General features: G+C 41.1%; 22 protein-coding genes and 1 pseudogene. 18 read left to right on the top strand and 5 right to left on the bottom strand.

What is annotated here, in order from left to right:
• A pseudogene (locus FH036_RS25035) lies at positions 1-431 on the bottom strand (spore germination protein); the annotation flags it as partial.
• Positions 432-583: 152 nt separating this feature from the next.
• Here FH036_RS25035 and FH036_RS25030 point away from each other — a divergent pair.
• Positions 584-1,708 carry a homoserine O-acetyltransferase family protein gene (locus FH036_RS25030; RefSeq protein WP_044793732.1) on the top strand — a complete coding sequence of 375 codons (1,125 nt, stop codon included), beginning with the start codon at positions 584-586 and terminating at the stop codon, positions 1,706-1,708.
• A gap of 49 nt (positions 1,709-1,757) precedes the next feature.
• Here FH036_RS25030 and FH036_RS25025 read toward each other — a convergent pair whose 3' ends face one another.
• Positions 1,758-1,940, bottom strand: coding sequence for a hypothetical protein (locus FH036_RS25025; RefSeq protein ID WP_000171883.1), 183 nt, complete (start codon positions 1,938-1,940; stop codon positions 1,758-1,760).
• Between the two features lie 199 nt (positions 1,941-2,139).
• Here FH036_RS25025 and FH036_RS25020 point away from each other — a divergent pair, with 199 nt between their 5' ends.
• The 6 genes from FH036_RS25020 (at position 2,140) to FH036_RS24995 (ending at position 9,109) form a co-directional block, all read left to right on the top strand.
• Positions 2,140-2,445, top strand: a complete 306-nt coding sequence (locus FH036_RS25020) for a rhodanese-like domain-containing protein (RefSeq protein ID WP_000141202.1) — start codon at positions 2,140-2,142, stop codon at positions 2,443-2,445.
• A gap of 77 nt (positions 2,446-2,522) precedes the next feature.
• Positions 2,523-2,747 (top strand): spore germination protein, encoded by a 225-nt coding sequence (locus FH036_RS25015; RefSeq protein ID WP_044793734.1) that lies wholly within the window; start codon positions 2,523-2,525, stop codon positions 2,745-2,747.
• Between the two features lie 20 nt (positions 2,748-2,767).
• Entirely contained in the window at positions 2,768-3,091 is a 324-nt protein-coding gene (locus FH036_RS25010; protein ID WP_001110853.1) for a hypothetical protein, read from the top strand.
• Between the two features lie 116 nt (positions 3,092-3,207).
• Positions 3,208-6,939 (top strand): BclA-related collagen-like exosporium protein, encoded by a 3,732-nt coding sequence (locus tag FH036_RS25005; RefSeq protein WP_139896365.1) that lies wholly within the window; start codon positions 3,208-3,210, stop codon positions 6,937-6,939.
• 126 nt (positions 6,940-7,065) lie between these two features.
• Positions 7,066-8,079 carry a GTP 3',8-cyclase MoaA gene (gene moaA, locus FH036_RS25000; protein ID WP_001157148.1) on the top strand — a complete coding sequence of 338 codons (1,014 nt, stop codon included), beginning with the start codon at positions 7,066-7,068 and terminating at the stop codon, positions 8,077-8,079.
• A gap of 16 nt (positions 8,080-8,095) precedes the next feature.
• Complete coding sequence (locus FH036_RS24995; protein WP_001158071.1) at positions 8,096-9,109, top strand: molybdopterin-synthase adenylyltransferase MoeB; 1,014 nt, start codon at positions 8,096-8,098, stop codon at positions 9,107-9,109.
• Positions 9,110-9,147: 38 nt separating this feature from the next.
• On the opposite strand, the gene moaC is transcribed toward FH036_RS24995, so the two are convergent.
• On the bottom strand, positions 9,148-9,633 hold the full coding sequence (gene moaC, locus FH036_RS24990; RefSeq protein ID WP_000094141.1) for a cyclic pyranopterin monophosphate synthase MoaC: 486 nt from the start codon (positions 9,631-9,633) through the stop codon (positions 9,148-9,150).
• Between the two features lie 83 nt (positions 9,634-9,716).
• Here moaC and moeA point away from each other — a divergent pair, with 83 nt between their 5' ends.
• The 7 genes from moeA (at position 9,717) to FH036_RS24955 (ending at position 14,394) form a co-directional block, all read left to right on the top strand.
• Entirely contained in the window at positions 9,717-11,006 is a 1,290-nt protein-coding gene (gene moeA / locus FH036_RS24985) for a molybdopterin molybdotransferase MoeA (RefSeq protein ID WP_000229667.1), read from the top strand.
• The gene (mobB, locus tag FH036_RS24980; RefSeq protein WP_000513648.1) at positions 10,976-11,491 is read left to right on the top strand and encodes a molybdopterin-guanine dinucleotide biosynthesis protein B; all 516 of its coding nucleotides are present in this window, start codon (positions 10,976-10,978) and stop codon (positions 11,489-11,491) included. Before moeA ends, mobB begins: the two co-directional genes overlap by 31 nt.
• Positions 11,488-11,952: a molybdopterin synthase catalytic subunit MoaE gene (moaE, locus tag FH036_RS24975; RefSeq protein ID WP_000149943.1), complete on the top strand. Its 465-nt coding sequence runs from the start codon at positions 11,488-11,490 to the stop codon at positions 11,950-11,952. Before mobB ends, moaE begins: the two co-directional genes overlap by 4 nt.
• A 2-nt stretch (positions 11,953-11,954) precedes the next feature.
• The gene (gene moaD, locus FH036_RS24970) at positions 11,955-12,188 is read left to right on the top strand and encodes a molybdopterin converting factor subunit 1 (RefSeq protein WP_000621792.1); all 234 of its coding nucleotides are present in this window, start codon (positions 11,955-11,957) and stop codon (positions 12,186-12,188) included.
• A 93-nt stretch (positions 12,189-12,281) separates the two neighbouring features.
• Positions 12,282-12,704, top strand: a complete 423-nt coding sequence (locus tag FH036_RS24965) for a DUF3888 domain-containing protein (protein WP_000732105.1) — start codon at positions 12,282-12,284, stop codon at positions 12,702-12,704.
• Positions 12,705-12,737: 33 nt separating this feature from the next.
• Positions 12,738-13,595: a glucose uptake protein GlcU gene (gene glcU / locus FH036_RS24960; protein ID WP_044790891.1), complete on the top strand. Its 858-nt coding sequence runs from the start codon at positions 12,738-12,740 to the stop codon at positions 13,593-13,595.
• Positions 13,596-13,608: 13 nt separating this feature from the next.
• Positions 13,609-14,394, top strand: a complete 786-nt coding sequence (locus tag FH036_RS24955; protein WP_139896364.1) for a glucose 1-dehydrogenase — start codon at positions 13,609-13,611, stop codon at positions 14,392-14,394.
• A 73-nt stretch (positions 14,395-14,467) separates the two neighbouring features.
• Here FH036_RS24955 and FH036_RS24950 read toward each other — a convergent pair whose 3' ends face one another.
• Positions 14,468-14,962 (bottom strand): CarD family transcriptional regulator, encoded by a 495-nt coding sequence (locus FH036_RS24950; protein ID WP_001993652.1) that lies wholly within the window; start codon positions 14,960-14,962, stop codon positions 14,468-14,470.
• Between the two features lie 254 nt (positions 14,963-15,216).
• Between FH036_RS24950 and FH036_RS24945 the strand changes: the two genes are divergently transcribed.
• Both FH036_RS24945 and FH036_RS24940 read left to right on the top strand, forming a co-directional pair.
• Positions 15,217-15,453 carry a DUF2553 family protein gene (locus FH036_RS24945; RefSeq protein ID WP_000533800.1) on the top strand — a complete coding sequence of 79 codons (237 nt, stop codon included), beginning with the start codon at positions 15,217-15,219 and terminating at the stop codon, positions 15,451-15,453.
• 1 nt (position 15,454) lies between these two features.
• Positions 15,455-15,637, top strand: a complete 183-nt coding sequence (locus FH036_RS24940) for a sporulation protein Cse60 (protein WP_000621751.1) — start codon at positions 15,455-15,457, stop codon at positions 15,635-15,637.
• A gap of 34 nt (positions 15,638-15,671) precedes the next feature.
• Here FH036_RS24940 and FH036_RS24935 read toward each other — a convergent pair whose 3' ends face one another.
• Complete coding sequence (locus FH036_RS24935; RefSeq protein WP_000498992.1) at positions 15,672-15,899, bottom strand: DUF3973 domain-containing protein; 228 nt, start codon at positions 15,897-15,899, stop codon at positions 15,672-15,674.
• Positions 15,900-16,323: 424 nt separating this feature from the next.
• Here FH036_RS24935 and FH036_RS24925 point away from each other — a divergent pair, with 424 nt between their 5' ends.
• Together FH036_RS24925 and FH036_RS24920 are read left to right on the top strand one after the other, a co-directional pair.
• The gene (locus FH036_RS24925; protein ID WP_000437669.1) at positions 16,324-16,755 is read left to right on the top strand and encodes an SRPBCC family protein; all 432 of its coding nucleotides are present in this window, start codon (positions 16,324-16,326) and stop codon (positions 16,753-16,755) included.
• A complete protein-coding gene (locus tag FH036_RS24920) occupies positions 16,756-17,079 on the top strand; it encodes an ArsR/SmtB family transcription factor (protein ID WP_000098837.1) in 324 nt (107 codons plus the stop codon).
• Positions 17,080-17,261 lie beyond the last annotated feature (182 nt).

The following is a 17,261-nucleotide window of genomic DNA, read 5'->3' as shown; positions in this document are numbered from 1 at the left end:
TCCGAGTTGTCTTGCTTAGAATGCTGCTGTTGATCTTGCTCCGAGTTGTCTTGCTTAGAATGCTGCTGTTGATCTTGCTCCGAGTTGTCTTGCTTAGAATGCTGCTGTTGATCTTGATCTGAGTTGTCTTGTTTAGAATGCTGCTGTTGATCTGATTTGTTTTGTTTAGAGTGTTGTTGTCCTTGAGAAGATTCGTCTTGTTTAGCACTTTGTTGCTGTTTCTGATTCGATTTGTTTTGCTGCTTATCTTTGGAAGACTCCTTGTGCTCCTCTTTTGGTTGCTCGCCATTGCTATCTTTATTATGTTTCATACTTCTAGTCTGTTGTTTGCTATTATCCTCTTGATTGTTAGGGTGTTGCTCTGAGTTATCTGTTTCGTTTTTCTCTGTTGTATTTGATTTTTTTTTCTTACGTAGCCAATTCCAAATCATATGTATGCCCTCTTTGATTGTGTAATATAGTGCTATTTTGTGGCTAATTTTGTATATTATTCATTTATTTATGAAAAGAAGGAGGAGATGGGTTTGCATAGAAAAAATCCTTTAGTAAGCAGTACATACTATGACGAGAAGAGGGCGAGTCTGTGCAAATTGTAAAAAAGGAGAAATTTATTTTAAAGGAGTTTACATTTGAAAATGGTAGGACAATTCCTGTTCAAATGGGGTATGAGACGTATGGTACTTTAAATAGAGAAAGGTCAAATACGATTTTGGTTTGTCATTATTTTAGTGCAACTAGTCACGCAGCAGGAAAATATACAGCGCATGATGAGGAGTCTGGTTGGTGGGATGGTTTAATTGGACCGGGAAAAGCAATTGATACAAATAAATACTTCGTTATATGCACTGATAATATTTGTAATGTGCAGGTGAAGAACCCTTATGTAATTACAACGGGACCGAAATCGATTAATCCGAAAACTGGAGATGAATATGCGATAGATTTTCCGGTTTTTACATTTCTTGATGTAGCTCGTATGCAATATGAGTTAATAAAAGATATGGGAATCGCAAGGCTACATGCTGTAATGGGACCGTCAGCTGGCGGGATGATTGCGCAGCAATGGGCTGTTCATTATCCTCATATGATAGAGCGGATGATTGGTGTTATTACGAACCCGCAAAATCCAATTATTACGTCGGTAAATGTAGCGCAAAATGCAATTGAGGCTATCAAGCTGGATCCAAGTTGGAAGGGCGGAAAATATGGAGAAGAGCAGCCAATGAAGGGGCTTCAGTTAGCAAATAGAATGATGTTTATGAACGCGTTTGACGAGCATTTTTACGAAACGACATTTCCTCGTAATAGTATAGAGAAAGAGCCTTATGAAACATTTTCTGCATTAACATCATTTGAGAAAGAAATTAACAAAGTGACAAATAGAAGTATAGCTTTAGTAGATGCAAATTCGTGGATGTACACTGCAAAAGCAGTTTTATTACATGATATTGCACATGGATTTTCGTCTTTAGAAGACGCACTGTCTAATATAGAAGCAAATGTACTTATGATTCCGTGTAAACAAGATTTGCTTCAGCCTTCACGTTATAATTATAAAATGGTAGACCTATTGCAAAGACAAGGGAAGTATGCGGAAGTATATGAGATAGAGAGTATAAATGGGCATATGGCGGGAGTATTTGATGTTCATTTGTTTGAAAAGAAAGTTTATGAATTTTTAAATCGGAAAGTGTCTAGTTTTGTGTAGAAAATAAATGATGTGAAAAAGGTGCAATGTATGTAATAGGCACCTTTTTTTACATGATTTGTAGACGAAAAATATATGTGGCAATTGCTATACCGAAGAAGGCGATACTAAGCAATAGAAACAAGAATGACATTTCTTGTGGTGATTTTATCTTTCTATTATTTTTCATACTAAGAGCAATAATTGCAGCGATTAAGAAAATGATGCCCATAATGAAAAGAAAAAGTGTCATTTTCATTGGCTCCTTTCATAAAACAAGTATATTGAGGATACAATGCAAGAGTTATGTTTGTAAAGGATAAGTTTTACGAGAAAATTGAGAAATAAATTCCCTATTCTTTGCGTTCTTTCTTTCGCATGCTAAAATTGATGAGAAATGGTTGTTTAAAGAAGAAATTAAAGGTTTTATTGTATATAAGGAGGAACGACATATGACAGAAGTGAAAACAATTACTACAGAAGAAGTGCAAGAGCGTTTAGAAAAAGGAGAAACGTTATTTTTAGTAGACGTAAGGGAAGATGAAGAAGTAGCAGCAGGAAAAATTCCAGAAGCTGTACATATTAAAATGGGTGATATCCCAAATAAAGTAGATTTCTTTGATAAAGAGAATGAATATATCTTTATTTGCCGTTCGGGAATGCGTAGTGAAAATGTATGCCATTATTTAAATGAGCAAGGCTTTAAAACAGTGAACATGGTTGGCGGTATGCTTCAATATGAAGGCGAAATCAAATAAGTAGTTTAAAAAACTTGAAACGAGTCTGTTTCAAGTTTTTTTCTTTTGCATACAGTGTACAAAAGGGGGATAGGTAAATGGGGATTAACTTACGGAAAGTAAAAATTATAAATAATACAGGGGCTGTTAATGTCGGCGATTGTTATGATATCTCACCTTTAGCTGTAGCGAAAGTGTATGCAGGTGCTGGAGGATCGAGTGTGGCTATTTTTTTAAATGGAAAAAGACAGCCAGAAGCGGTCATTAGAACATCGGTGTTTCTTCCGCCATTAGCAACGAGTACACGTACATTAGGCTCATAGAAGAAAGGTAGAGTGTAATTATGCCTGCTCATATAAAAGAGTTCGTTATTGTGAATAACACTGGGAATATATTTACTGGTGATAATCTGAGTGATACGTCATTTACTGCTTCGAAATCGTATAGTGGTTCGATGGGGTGTACTTGGATTGATGTTGTTACAGTAATAGGGACGGAGACGAAGCTTTGTTTACAGCCAGGAGATTCTGTCACAACAACGTATACGAGAGGTACTCCTGCTGGTACTGTAACAGGAACAAATATGGGGCAAAGTGTAAATGCATCGGGTATAGCACAAGCTGTCCCTAATACAGATAATATGGATTCAGTTGCTGGACTCCCTTAAGGAATTAAGGGAGTTTTTATTATTTAAAATAAAAATAGTCTTTGAGATTATTTTTGTAAATACATATTAAGAAGAGGTTTGTAATGTAAAAAAGATGGTGTGTAGGTGGTGAAAGTGTGAGAGAGCGCGATAATAGAAGGCAACAACATTCGTTAAACCCTAATTTTAGAATTTCACCAGAACTTATTGGGCCCACTTTTCCTCCCGTTCCAACGGGATTTACTGGTATTGGGATTACTGGTCCAACCGGTCCACAAGGCGCGACTGGCCCACAAGGACCAAGAGGATTTCAAGGTCCGATGGGAGAAAGGGGGCCAACAGGGCCTCAAGGTGTGCAAGGTATACAAGGAGCGGTTGGACCAATAGGTGCAACGGGATCAGAAGGACAGCAGGGGCCACAAGGATTGAGAGGACCACAGGGAGAAACCGGAGCGACAGGATCTCAAGGAGTACAAGGGTTACAAGGGCCGATTGGTCCAACTGGAGCGACTGGGGCACAAGGAATACAGGGAATACAAGGATTACAGGGGCCAATTGGAGCGACAGGACCTGAGGGATCTCAAGGAATTCAAGGAGTGCAAGGAGTACCGGGAGCAACCGGTCCACAAGGAATACAAGGAGCACAAGGGATACAAGGACCACAAGGACCGAGTGGAAATACAGGAGCAACCGGAGCGACTGGTCAGGGGATAACCGGTCCGACGGGAGTAACTGGTCCAACAGGGATCACTGGCCCATCAGGAGGACCTCCTGGTCCGACGGGGCCGACTGGTGCGACAGGTCCGGGTGGTGGACCGAGTGGAAGTACAGGAGCAACCGGAGCAACGGGAAATACTGGGGCTACAGGAAGTACAGGGGTAACAGGAGCAACGGGAAGTACAGGTCCGACTGGAAGCACGGGAGCACAGGGCTTGCAAGGAATACAAGGGATTCAAGGGCCAATTGGGCCAACAGGTCCAGAAGGTCCGCAAGGAATTCAAGGTATTCCTGGTCCGACGGGAGTAACCGGTGAACAAGGAATTCAAGGAGTTCAGGGTATTCAAGGAGCAACGGGAGCAACAGGGGATCAAGGTCCACAAGGTATACAGGGGACTATAGGGCCACAAGGGGTAACAGGGGCCACAGGAGATCAAGGTCCACAAGGAATACAAGGAGTACCAGGGCCATCAGGAGCAACAGGTCCACAGGGAGTTCAAGGGATACAAGGTCCGATGGGTGATATAGGACCAACAGGTCCAGAAGGCCCAGAGGGACTTCAGGGCCCGCAAGGAATACAAGGTGTGCCAGGCCCAGTAGGAGCAACGGGTCCAGAGGGTCCCCAGGGGATACAAGGAATTCAAGGACCGGTAGGAGCAACCGGCCCACAAGGTCCACAAGGAATTCAGGGAATACAAGGTGTGCAAGGGATAACGGGAGCAACTGGAGTACAAGGAGCAACTGGAATTCAAGGGATACAAGGGGAAGTAGGAGCAACGGGTCCAGAGGGTCCCCAAGGAGTGCAAGGTGCTCAAGGGGTGATTGGTCCAACAGGTCCGATGGGGCCACAAGGAGTGCAAGGAGTACAAGGAATTCAAGGAGCGACGGGCGCACAAGGAGTGCAAGGTCCACAAGGAATTCAAGGAATCCAAGGTCCGACGGGGGTAACAGGAGATACGGGAGCAACTGGGGCAACAGGGGAAGGCACTACAGGCCCAACAGGAGTAACAGGCCCAACAGGGGTAACAGGCCCATCTGGAGGACCAGCAGGACCGACCGGCCCAACGGGGCCATCAGGTCCGGCGGGAGTAACAGGTCCATCTGGTGGACCACCTGGCCCGACAGGAGCAACCGGGGCGACAGGAGTAACAGGAGATACTGGGGCGACAGGCTCAACTGGAGTGACAGGAGCGACAGGAGAAACGGGAGCAACCGGAGTGACGGGTTTACAAGGTCCGCAAGGAATCCAAGGAGTGCAAGGAGAGATAGGCCCGACGGGTCCCCAAGGTGTTCAAGGTCCGCAAGGAATTCAAGGAGTAACGGGGGCAACAGGAGATCAAGGTCCGCAAGGGATTCAAGGCCCACAAGGTGACATAGGTCCAACCGGCCCACAAGGAATTCAAGGCTCACAAGGTTCTCAAGGAATCCAAGGAGCGACAGGGGGAACAGGAGCACAAGGCCCACAGGGAATCCAAGGTCAGCAAGGTGACATAGGTCCGACCGGGCCACAAGGTCCAACTGGAATCCAAGGGATACAAGGAGAGATAGGTCCAACAGGTCCAGAAGGCCCAGAGGGACTTCAGGGCCCGCAAGGAATACAAGGTGTTCAAGGGCCAGTTGGAGCAACGGGTCCAGAGGGTCCTCAGGGAATACAAGGCATTCAAGGACCGATAGGAGCAACCGGTCCACAAGGTTCTCAAGGAATACAGGGAATACAAGGTGTGCAAGGGATAACGGGAGCAACTGGAGCACAAGGAGCAACTGGAATTCAAGGGATACAAGGGGAAATAGGAGCAACGGGTCCAGAGGGTCCCCAAGGAGTGCAAGGAGTACAAGGAGCGATTGGTCCAACCGGTCCGGTGGGTCCCCAAGGAGTGCAAGGAGTACAAGGAATTCAAGGAGCGACGGGCGCACAAGGAGTGCAAGGTCCACAAGGAATTCAAGGAATCCAAGGTCCGACGGGAGCAACAGGAGATACGGGGGCAACCGGAGCGACGGGAGAGGGAACTACCGGTCCAACAGGAGTAACCGGTCCAACAGGGGTGACTGGCCCGTCAGGAGGACCAGCAGGACCGACCGGCCCAACGGGGCCATCAGGTCCGGCGGGAGTGACAGGTCCATCAGGTGGGCCACCTGGCCCGACCGGAGCAACAGGTGCGACAGGAGTAACAGGAGATAACGGGGCGACAGGCTCAACTGGAGTGACAGGAGCGACCGGAGCAACCGGAGTGACGGGTTTACAGGGTCCGCAAGGAATCCAAGGTGTTCAAGGCGATATAGGTCCAACCGGTCCACAGGGTATTCAAGGTCCGCAAGGAATCCAAGGAGTAACGGGGGCAACCGGAGCACAAGGTCCACAAGGAATTCAAGGCCCACAAGGCGATATAGGTCCAACCGGCTCACAAGGAATTCAAGGTCCACAAGGTCCTCAAGGAATCCAAGGAACGACGGGGGCAACCGGAGCACAAGGCCCACAGGGAATCCAAGGTCCGCAAGGTGACATAGGTCCGACCGGCCCACAAGGTCCCCAAGGAATTCAAGGCCCGCAAGGAATTCAAGGTCCAACGGGAGCTACAGGAGCAACCGGAGCAACAGGTCCCCAAGGAATTCAAGGCCCGCAAGGAATTCAAGGTCCAACTGGGGCAACCGGAGCAACCGGTTCACAAGGTCCAACTGGAGATACAGGTCCAACCGGAGCTGGAGCCACTGGAGCCACTGGAGCGACCGGGGCGACTGGAGTTAGTACAACTGCAACATATGCATTCGCGAATAATACATCAGGAAGTGTTATTTCTGTTTTGTTAGGTGGCACGAATATTCCGTTACCGAACAATCAAAATATTGGCCCAGGAATAACCGTTAGTGGTGGAAATACTGTATTTACAGTTGCGAATGCAGGGAATTATTATATAGCCTATACAATTAATTTAACAGCAGGTTTACTTGTAAGTTCCCGTATAACTGTAAATGGCAGTCCGCTTGCGGGAACGATAAATGCTCCGACAGTGGCTACTGGTTCATTTAGTGCAACAATCATTGCTAACTTGCCTGCTGGAGCTACTGTTAGCTTACAATTATTTGGAGTAGTTGCGTTGGCTACATTATCTACGGCAACGCCAGGAGCTACTCTAACGATTATTCGCTTAAGTTGATAAGGGGAGAGCCTTGAAACTTTTATGCTTCAAGGCTTTTTATTTGTTAGAGCAAAAACATCGCAGTTCGAAAATATATTATAATAGAATGAAAAGAGAGAAATTTGGCAGAAAGGGAGGGTGGCGATGCAGGAGATGGTTACAGATTTTTTTGGACGCCCACTTCAAGATTTACGCATATCTGTCATTGATCGTTGCAATTTTAGATGTACATATTGTATGCCAGCGGAAGTGTTTGGGCCAGATTATGCTTTTTTGAAAGATGAGTTTTTACTGACGTTTGATGAAATTGAGCGATTGGCAAGATTATTTGTTAGCATCGGTGTACGAAAAATTAGACTTACTGGTGGCGAGCCACTACTTCGTAAAGATTTAACAAAACTTATTGCACGACTCGTGAAAATTGACGGGCTGTTAGATATAGGGTTAACGACCAATGCAATTCATTTAACGAAGCAAGCAAAAGTATTAAAAGAAGCTGGATTACATAGAGTAAATGTTAGTTTGGATGCAATAGATGATGATGTATTTAAGGCTATTAATGGCCGAAATATTAATACGAAACCTGTTATAAAGGGAATTATGGCTGCAAAAGAAGCCGGGCTTGATGTAAAGGTAAATATGGTTGTGAAAAAAGGGATGAATGATCATCAAGTACTTCCGATGGCTGCGTATTTTAAAGAGCAAGGAATCCCGCTTAGGTTCATTGAGTTTATGGATGTTGGTAGTACAAATGGATGGAATTTTGATCAAGTTGTTACGAAGCGAGAGTTAATTGAGATGATTCATCGCGTGTATCCGCTTGAGCCAGCTGAAGCACATTATTTTGGTGAAGTTGCGAAGCGATATCGTTACGTTGGAACAAATGTTGAAGTCGGTTTTATTACTTCTGTTTCTGAGTCCTTTTGTTCCTCTTGTACGAGAGCGAGAATTTCAGCAGATGGAAAGTTTTATACTTGCTTATTTGCGACAGAGGGACTCGACCTAAGGGAACTTCTTAGAGGAAATCTTTCGGATGAGGAGTTAGTAAGCGTTATACAAGATGTATGGATGAATAGAAAAGATAGGTATTCGGATGAACGGACAGAAGAAAGTGCGAAAAATCGTCCGAAAATTGAAATGTCTTATATAGGGGGATAAGAAGGGAGGCTATCGTATGCAGGAGCGATATTCAAGGCAAATATTATTTGCTGGTGTTGGAGAAGAAGGACAGAGAAAAATTAGAGAGAAGCATGTGCTTATTATTGGTGCTGGAGCTCTTGGTGCAGCAAATGCAGAAGCGATTGTTAGAGCAGGTGTTGGAAAAATAACAATTGCGGATCGTGATTATGTAGAGTGGAGTAATTTACAAAGGCAACAATTATATACAGAAGAAGACGCAACGCAGTATAAACCGAAGGCGGTAGCAGCGGCAGAGCATTTAAAAGCGATTAATTCTGAGGTGGAAATAAATCCGGTTGTAACTGATGTAACAGTGCAGGAAATGGAAGAGCTAGTGAAGGGGATAGATTTAATATTAGATGCGACAGATAATTTTGAAACGCGTCTTCTTATTAATGATATTTCACAAAAGTATAATATTCCGTGGATATATGGTGGTTGCGTTGGAAGCTACGGAGTAACGTATACAATTGTACCAGGAAAAACACCGTGTTTCCGCTGTTTAATGGAGCATCCAGCAAGCGGAGCAACATGTGATACGGCTGGCATTATACAGCCAGCAGTACAATTAGTAGTTGCGCATCAAATAACGGAAGCGCTGAAAATATTAGTAGAAGACTATGGGGCGCTTCGCGAAACGATGTTATCGTTTGATCTTTGGAATAATCAACAGATGGCATTTAAAGTGAATAGACAGAAAAAAGACACGTGTTTATCTTGCGGAAGATTACGTACATATCCGAGTTTAACATTTGAAGCGCAAACGAAAACAGAAGTGTTATGCGGACGAAATACAGTACAAATCCGTCCAGGTGTGCGGAATGAATTCAATTTAGAAGAAATTAAAAAGCGCTTACAAAGAAGTGTGGATGTAAAAGCTACTCCGTATTTAGTATCGTTTTTAGTAGAGGAATTTCGTTTTGTTTTATTTACAGATGGTAGGGCGTTTATTCATGGGACGAATGATATAAATGTGGCAAAACGTTTATATGCCAGATATATAGGTTGAACCTAAAGGGAACCCCTTTAGGTTCAACAGGGAGAAGATTAAGACTTTCTCGTATAATCTCCACTTTTTCCACCTGTTTTTTCAAGTAAGTACGTTTCACCAATAATCATACCTTTATCAACAGCTTTACACATATCGTACACGGTAAGAGCGGTAGCGGAAGCAGCTGTTAAAGCTTCCATTTCAACACCGGTGCTACCTTCTGTTTTAACTTTTACTTCAATAAGTAACCGATATTGTTCATCGGATTGTTTCCAATCGAAAGAAACGTCAACACCTTTTAATAATAAAGGATGGCACATTGGGATAATATCGGAAGTGCGTTTTGCAGCCATAATACCAGCGATTTGTGCAACTGCTAATACATCACCTTTCCCGATTTCGTTATGAGAGATTTTATCGTAAATTTCTTTTGTAACGACAATGCTAGAGCACGCAATTGCTGTTCGAACGGTTGCTTTTTTATCGCTTATATCAACCATTTTCGCGCGTCCTTGGTCATTAAAGTGTGTGAATGAAGACATGGAATTCCTCCTTGAAGTAATTTCTATTTAATATATAAAGTTTAATCGAGATAAAAAAAATTGCAAATATGGGGTGAGAAACGATGGTAGAAAAACGAATTCCGATTCAAGTTGCTGATGCAGTAGAGAGAGTAATGGAATATGCGAAAATTGGTGAAGTAGAAGAAGTTTCTATTACGGAAAGTTACGGAAGAATTCTTGGAGAGGATGTTGTCTCTGATCATGACGTTCCTCATTTTGATCGTTCTCCTTACGATGGTTTCGCAATTCGAGCAGAAGATACGAAAGAAGCAAATCAAGAGAATGCAATTGAGTTTGAAGTAATAGGAGAAATCGGGGCGGGGTCTGTTTTTACAGAAAAAGTAGGATCTTTTCAGGCGGTTCGTATTATGACAGGAGCAGCTATTCCAGCGGATTGTAATGCAGTCGTAATGCTAGAACTGACGGAAGGCTTTGAGAAGAACGGAAAAACATATATGAAGTTAAAGCGTCCTTTTCATAGTGGCGACAATGTGTCATTTAAAGGGGAAGATATAAAACAAAATGAAGTTCTCGTTCAGAAAGGTGTTGCAATTAATCCAGGTGTTGCGGCCTTATTGGCGACGTTTGGATATAGTACTGTGAAAGTTGTAAAACAGCCTGTTGTTGGTATTGTGACGACAGGAAGTGAATTGTTAGAAGTACATGAGTCGTTACAGCCAGGGAAAATTAGAAATAGTAACTCTTATATGATTGCTGCTCAAATTATGAAAGCTGGAGGTAAAGTCCGATATTATGGCCAACTTGCCGACGAGTTAGATGCGTGTTTTACCGCCGTTCAATCAGCGATGGATGAAGTTGATATTTTAATTACGACAGGCGGTGTGTCGGTAGGAGATTATGACTACTTGCCGGCTATTTATGAAAGATTACAAGCGAATGTACTCTTCAATAAAATAGCGATGAGACCAGGAAGTGTAACGACGGTAGCTGAAGTTGATGGAAAGTTACTTTTCGGTTTATCAGGGAATCCGTCAGCTTGTTACGTAGGATTTGAGCTATTTGTGCATCCAGTTATAAAAACATATTTGTATGCGAAAGAACCTCACGTATATAGAGCAGATGCTATTTTACAAAAAGATTTTCCAAAGCCGAATCCGTTTACTCGTTTTGTAAGAGCAAAGGTGACAATCGTGGACGGGGCATTACAAGCGATGCCGGTCGGTTTAGATAAATCGAGTGCGGTATCTTCACTTGCAGATGCGAATGCTTTTATTGTGTTGCCTGGAGGAACGAGAGGCTTTGAGGCAGGGATGAAAGTGTCTGTATTATTGTTAGAGCACGCTGAGGGATGTGATTGGCCATGGGCAAAGCCCCTTCGCTCTTACAAATAGTAGGGTATCAAAATAGCGGGAAAACAACACTTGTAGAGAAAATTGTGCATGCATTAGCTGAACGGAAAATGAAAGTTGCTACCATTAAACATCACGGGCATGGAGGGTTTCCAGAAGTAGCGCAAAAAGATAGTGAAAGGCATAGAAAGGCCGGTGCTGTCGTAAGTAGTGTAGAAGGTGCTGGATTACTTTCATTGTCGTCATTAAGAGAGGAATGGTCCTTGCAAGAAATTATCCGTTTATACGAGTTTTTTGAAGTGGATACAATTTTAATTGAGGGCTATAAAAAAGAGAGCTATCCGAAAGTGGTGTTACTTCGTTCTGAAGAAGACGTTGAACTTTTACTTAAAGTAGAAAATATAGTAGCGGTTATTACGTGGCATGATGCTCCTGCAAACTTACGAGAAGAATATAAAGTATTTCATATAACAGAAGAAGAGTTGTATATAGACTGGTTTTTACAAACGGTAAGGAGTGCGAAATGACACATACGTATTATGAAGTAATTGATACAGAAATTTCAATTGAAGAAGTAGCGAATAAGGTTATTCGCCGCGAATGTGGTGCTGTTACAACATTTATTGGAACGGTTAGAGAGTTTACGAAAGGGCGTCGTACATTATACTTAGAATATGTCGCTTATAAAACGATGGCAGAAAAGATGCTAGAGAAAATCGGATCAGAAGTAAAGGAGAAATGGCCAGGTACACACGTTGCGATTACACATCGCATCGGTACACTGCAAATTTCTGATATCGCGGTTGTTGTGGCTGTTTCAACGCCGCATCGTAAAGCGGCTTATGAAGCAAATGAATATATTATGGAACGCATAAAACAAATTGTTCCGATTTGGAAAAAAGAGTTTTGGGAAGATGGAGACTCTTGGATTGGCGATCAATTAGAAAAAACGCCATATCCGGCGGGAGAGCCTGGGAAGGAGCTATAAGTATGATTCGAGTATTGTTATTTGCGAACTTACAAGAAGAAGCAGGAAGAAGTGAATTACAAATAGAGAAAGAAAGTATTACGGTTGCAGAGTTAAAAGATGTTGTTGCAAAAGAATATAATGTACCAGTCACAGAACCAATTATGGTTGCGATTAATGAAGAATATGCAAATGAAGATGACAGGGTCCAATCTGGTGATGTTGTTGCACTAATCCCGCCAGTGAGCGGTGGTTAATATTGGATTCATTAAAACGACTTTCCTATGTAGGGAAAGTCGTTTTTTTATGGCGTTTTTGAGAACACTAACGTATAGAACAAGGAGGGCGTTATGAAAAAATTATGTGTAATGCTAACGATGATATGCTCTATCTTTTCCTTTTTTCCAAGTTATTCTTTGGCAAAAGAATCGAATGAACAACTTTTAGAAAGTGCATTATTAAATCGATATTATTCTGTGATAAGACAAGTGACAGAAGACCAATATGAATGTGCTTCAGTTATAAATATAAAGCGTCTCGGCAAGAATGGTGAGTTCGTTCCTAGATATGAAGTGACGCTACAATTTCTTACATTTCAAGGAGCACATAATCCGCCAAATGATAAAGTTACGCTTACTTTGGAAGATTATTTAGATCACGTAAAGATAAAGAAAGTGGAGCGAGAAAAGAATGTTTCTGGTGCTATTGCAGAAAAGATTTGTGAAAGGGAAAAAGAAAAAATAAAAGCTCACTCTACTGATTCAGAGAGATAACTTATGACATTTAGTAAAGAAAGGTAATGAGCGATGGATATATTTTTAGCGATTTTACCAGCTATATTTTGGGGAAGTATTGTGCTATTTAACGTGAAACTGGGCGGAGGGCCTTATAGTCAAACGCTCGGTACAACGCTTGGCGCACTTATTTTCTCAATTGTTGTTTATATTTTTATGAAACCAGTATTGACTCCTACTGTTATCGGAGTTGGGATTGTGTCAGGTTTATTTTGGGCTCTCGGTCAGGCAAATCAATTAAAAAGTATTGATTTAATGGGCGTTTCGAGGACGATGCCGATTTCAACAGGACTTCAATTAGTTGCGACAACTTTATTTGGAGTCATCGTATTTCATGAGTGGTCCACAACAATATCAGTCGTCCTTGGTGTATTAGCTCTCGTTTGTATTATTATCGGTGTTATTTTAACATCTCTTCAAAGTGAAGAAGAAAAGAATGCAGAGCAAGCGGGCAATTTTAAAAAAGGCATTATCATTTTATTGATTTCAACAGTCGGTTATTTAGTTTACGTAGTAGTGATTAGACTGTTTAACGTAGATGGTTGGTCAGCTTTGTTGCCACAAGCAGTTGGTATGGTGTTAGGAGGGATTTTGCTTACTTTTAAACATCATCCATTTAATAAATATGCAATACGAAATATTATTCCAGGATTAATTTGGGCAGCTGGAAATATGTTTTTATTCATTTCGCAACCGCGTGTCGGAGTGGCAACAAGTTTCTCGCTATCGCAAATGGGAATTATTATTTCGACGCTTGGCGGGATTCTTATATTAGGTGAAAGAAAAACGAAACGCCAATTAACAGGGATTGTTGTCGGTATCGTTTTTATTATCGTAGCTGGAATTATGTTAGGGATAGCGAAAAGTTAAAGGGGGTATTGGAATGTATAGTGACTTAGAAGGAAAGGTTGTCGTTATTACAGGATCAGCAACTGGTCTTGGAAGAGCGATGGGAGTAAGGTTTGCAAGGGAGAAAGCGAAAGTAGTGATTAACTATCGCTCACGAGAATCAGAAGCGAATGATGTGTTAGAAGAAATAAAAAAGGTAGGCGGAGAAGCTATTGCTGTAAAAGGTGATGTAACGGTCGAATCAGATGTGGCGAATCTCATTCAATCTGCTGTAAAAGAGTTTGGTACGCTTGACGTTATGATTAATAATGCAGGGATAGAAAATGCGGTACCATCGCATGAAATGCCGCTTGAAGATTGGAATAGGGTAATTAACACAAATTTAACAGGTGCTTTTTTAGGAAGCCGTGAAGCGATTAAATATTTTGTAGAACACGATATTAAAGGATCTGTCATTAATATGTCGAGTGTTCATGAGAAAATTCCGTGGCCCTTATTCGTGCACTATGCAGCAAGTAAGGGTGGTATTAAACTGATGACAGAAACGTTAGCGTTAGAATATGCACCAAAAGGTATTCGAGTAAATAATATAGGGCCAGGTGCAATTAATACGCCGATCAATGCAGAAAAGTTTGCTGATCCTAAAAAACGTGCTGACGTAGAAAGTATGATACCGATGGGCTACATTGGAAAACCGGAAGAAATTGCAGCAGTCGCAACGTGGCTCGCTTCCTCAGAGGCGAGTTATGTAACTGGAATTACGCTATTTGCAGATGGTGGAATGACGTTATACCCATCGTTTCAAGCTGGGCGTGGGTAATAGAAAAGGACGAAGAGATAAAACTCTTCGTCCTTTTTTTACACAAAAAAAATAGCGGCCAGCTATTTTAAATTTAGTGATTAATAGTGTCTTGCAGATATTCTGTTGCTTGATGTTCAGAAACATTTTGCACGAGTGCAACTTCACTAATCATCATTTTTCGGGCGTTATCTAGCATTTGTTTTTCGCTCGCATTTAAAGCTCTCTCTTTATTGCGGCGAAGTAAATCTCGAACAACTTCTGCACTATCTTGCAGATTGCCGTTTTTCATTTTTTCCATATTCATTGTATATCTTTGTTTCCAGGAAAGTGATGTATCTGATTCCCCGTTTTGAAATTCAAGAAGTATATCATCTAACGTACCTTTATCTACGATATAACGAATACCTGATTTTTGTAATTGATCCATCGGAAGCATTACTTGCATATCTTTACTAATGATACGTATTACACAATATTGACGTGTTGTTCCTAATATTTCTTTCTCTTCAATGGCTTCGATGACTCCTGCGCCGTTCATTGGATAAACGATTTTATCACCAATTTGAAACAAATCATCCACCTCCATATGTGGTAACCATCTTTAATGATAGCATAAGTGAATGAAAATGTCAAATTTTATATAATACCATAATAATTATATTTGAGTCAATAAGTAAAAGTTCCTTTTATATATATTTTTTTGCTTCTATTTATTGATGATTTTGTTAGAAAAATAGTACAGGCGGAGAAAGGAGGCATATCCACTTATTTTTAAGCATAAAATGTAAAATCGCTAATACAATATACCTAAATCCGTTCTTTGCAAAGGAGGGAGAGAAGGTGGGGCGCACAATAAAAATTGATATTACAAATAAAGTTGTAGCTAAATTTAGGCCAGATTATTTGGAATTATATACGAGTAAATTTATGATAGGTAAGTTTTATGTCTATACTGAAGGTAAACAATATGTGTTAGAAGACGGATATATATATGAAGACGGAAAATTTTATCGCATCATAGATACGCACCGTGGCAATAATCAAGCGGCGGAGGGCTGCGATCTAGGATGGTGTTAACATGATTCGTGTAAAAGTGTTTGATGAAAGTCACGAAAAAGACTTAGAAGACGCTGTAAATGTTTTTTTGAAAAAAATTGATGATAGTAACTTTGTAGATATTAAGTACCAAGTCGGTGTTTCTATTAATGATGACGAAAACCAAATTTATTGTTTTTCAGCAATGATCGTTTATAAAGCATAAAAAAGAGCTGGGTGAGCCAGCTCTTTTTTATGTTTTATGTTGGGACAACATGTGTCGGTAATACGTTCATAATAGATTGGGTTGTGCCTAATTGTTTTGTAGTTAAAAGAGGCTCCCCTGTCTGATGATTTTGGGCATCTTTACACATACCAAGGTGATAACGATCACCTAAAAATGGATCAATATAAAACCCGTTTTTGAATACTTTATCATTCGGATGTTTTTCATGGTGAATGTCAGAGCAGTTAATGCAATAGAACATAGCGTTCAACCCCTTTTTATTTTTGTTTGAAAAAAGTGAGTCGGTAGTCATTTCGCTCCTAAGGAAATGTTGAGGAGAAGAGAAATAACTACCTACTCAAATGGTGGGCATATTCCTTCTGATTTTCCATATCTCGCGTAGTGTCCCTGAGGGAAGGAGGAGAGACGAAATACGCATGATATACGTAAGGCGCTTCTTCCAAGATGAATGATGGAGTTTCATGTTGAGAGAAGTTTTTATTTTTTGTTGCCTTTGTGAGTATATTATGAGGAAATGCTCGGAGGGTGTTTGTCCTGTTGAAAAAATGTTGAGAATTTCTCAACAGTAAAAAAGAGTTAGTGTTGACATGAAACTAAAAGGTGTTATATTATCGAAGTGTAACCAAAAGGTGTTATATTTGATTACCGAATAAAGGAGAATGGAAATGGAACAACAACATACATTAACTGACATTAAACAAACGATCGTTTTTAACGCGTCTATTCAAAAGGTGTGGAATGTAGTATCAACTGCAGAAGGGATTGCCTCATGGTTTATGCCAAATGATTTCGTATTAGAGGTAGGACATGAATTTCATGTACAATCACCATTTGGACCATCACCATGTAAAGTATTAGAAATCGATGAGCCAAATCATCTATCTTTTTCATGGGATACAGATGGCTGGGTTGTTTCATTTCATTTGAAAGACCTAGGAGATAATAAAACAGAATTTACGTTAATTCACGGCGGCTGGAAACACCCTGATGAAATTCTTCCGAAAGCGAATGCGAAGAGCTCTATTATTCGCGACAGAATGAGCGGAGGCTGGGTAGCGATTGTAAATGAAAAACTGAAAAAGGTTGTTGAAGGCTAAGTGTCCTCATCAGCAGCGAAATATGATGTGTTTCAAGCAATTGCTGATCCAACCCGCCGAGAAGTAATACGGTTATTAAGTGATAAAGAGTTACCGATTTCCAAAATAACGGATCATTTTCCGATGAGTCGTACTGCGGTTGTAAAGCACCTTCATATTCTTTCAGAAGCGAATTTAGTAAGTGGAAGAAAAAGCGGAAGAGAGAAAATATATCGCTTGCATCCAGAACCATTAGAGGAATTACAACAGTGGCTCTCGTATTATGAACGTTTTTGGGATAATAAATTGTCCATGTTGAAACATATTGTGGAGAATGAAGAGTAAATTTTGAATAAAAAGGATATGGGGAAAGTGTTCTCCACATCCTTTTTTGTGCTTGAATCTCTTTTTCTCTGTCAAAAATGATAAAAAAGAAAAGGGATATATAAAGTATGCTATTTAACTATAGAGTGAAGCATTATGGATGAAAAAGGTATAGCTATCGATATGCTTAGTTTCGAAGGCTG

The sequence above is a fragment of the Bacillus sp. CD3-5 genome, from assembly GCF_006349665.1.
Classification (GTDB): domain Bacteria; phylum Bacillota; class Bacilli; order Bacillales; family Bacillaceae_G; genus Bacillus_A; species Bacillus_A paranthracis.
The sequence above is the reverse complement of the archived record's forward strand: the minus strand, read 5'-3'. Positions and strand labels throughout refer to the sequence as shown.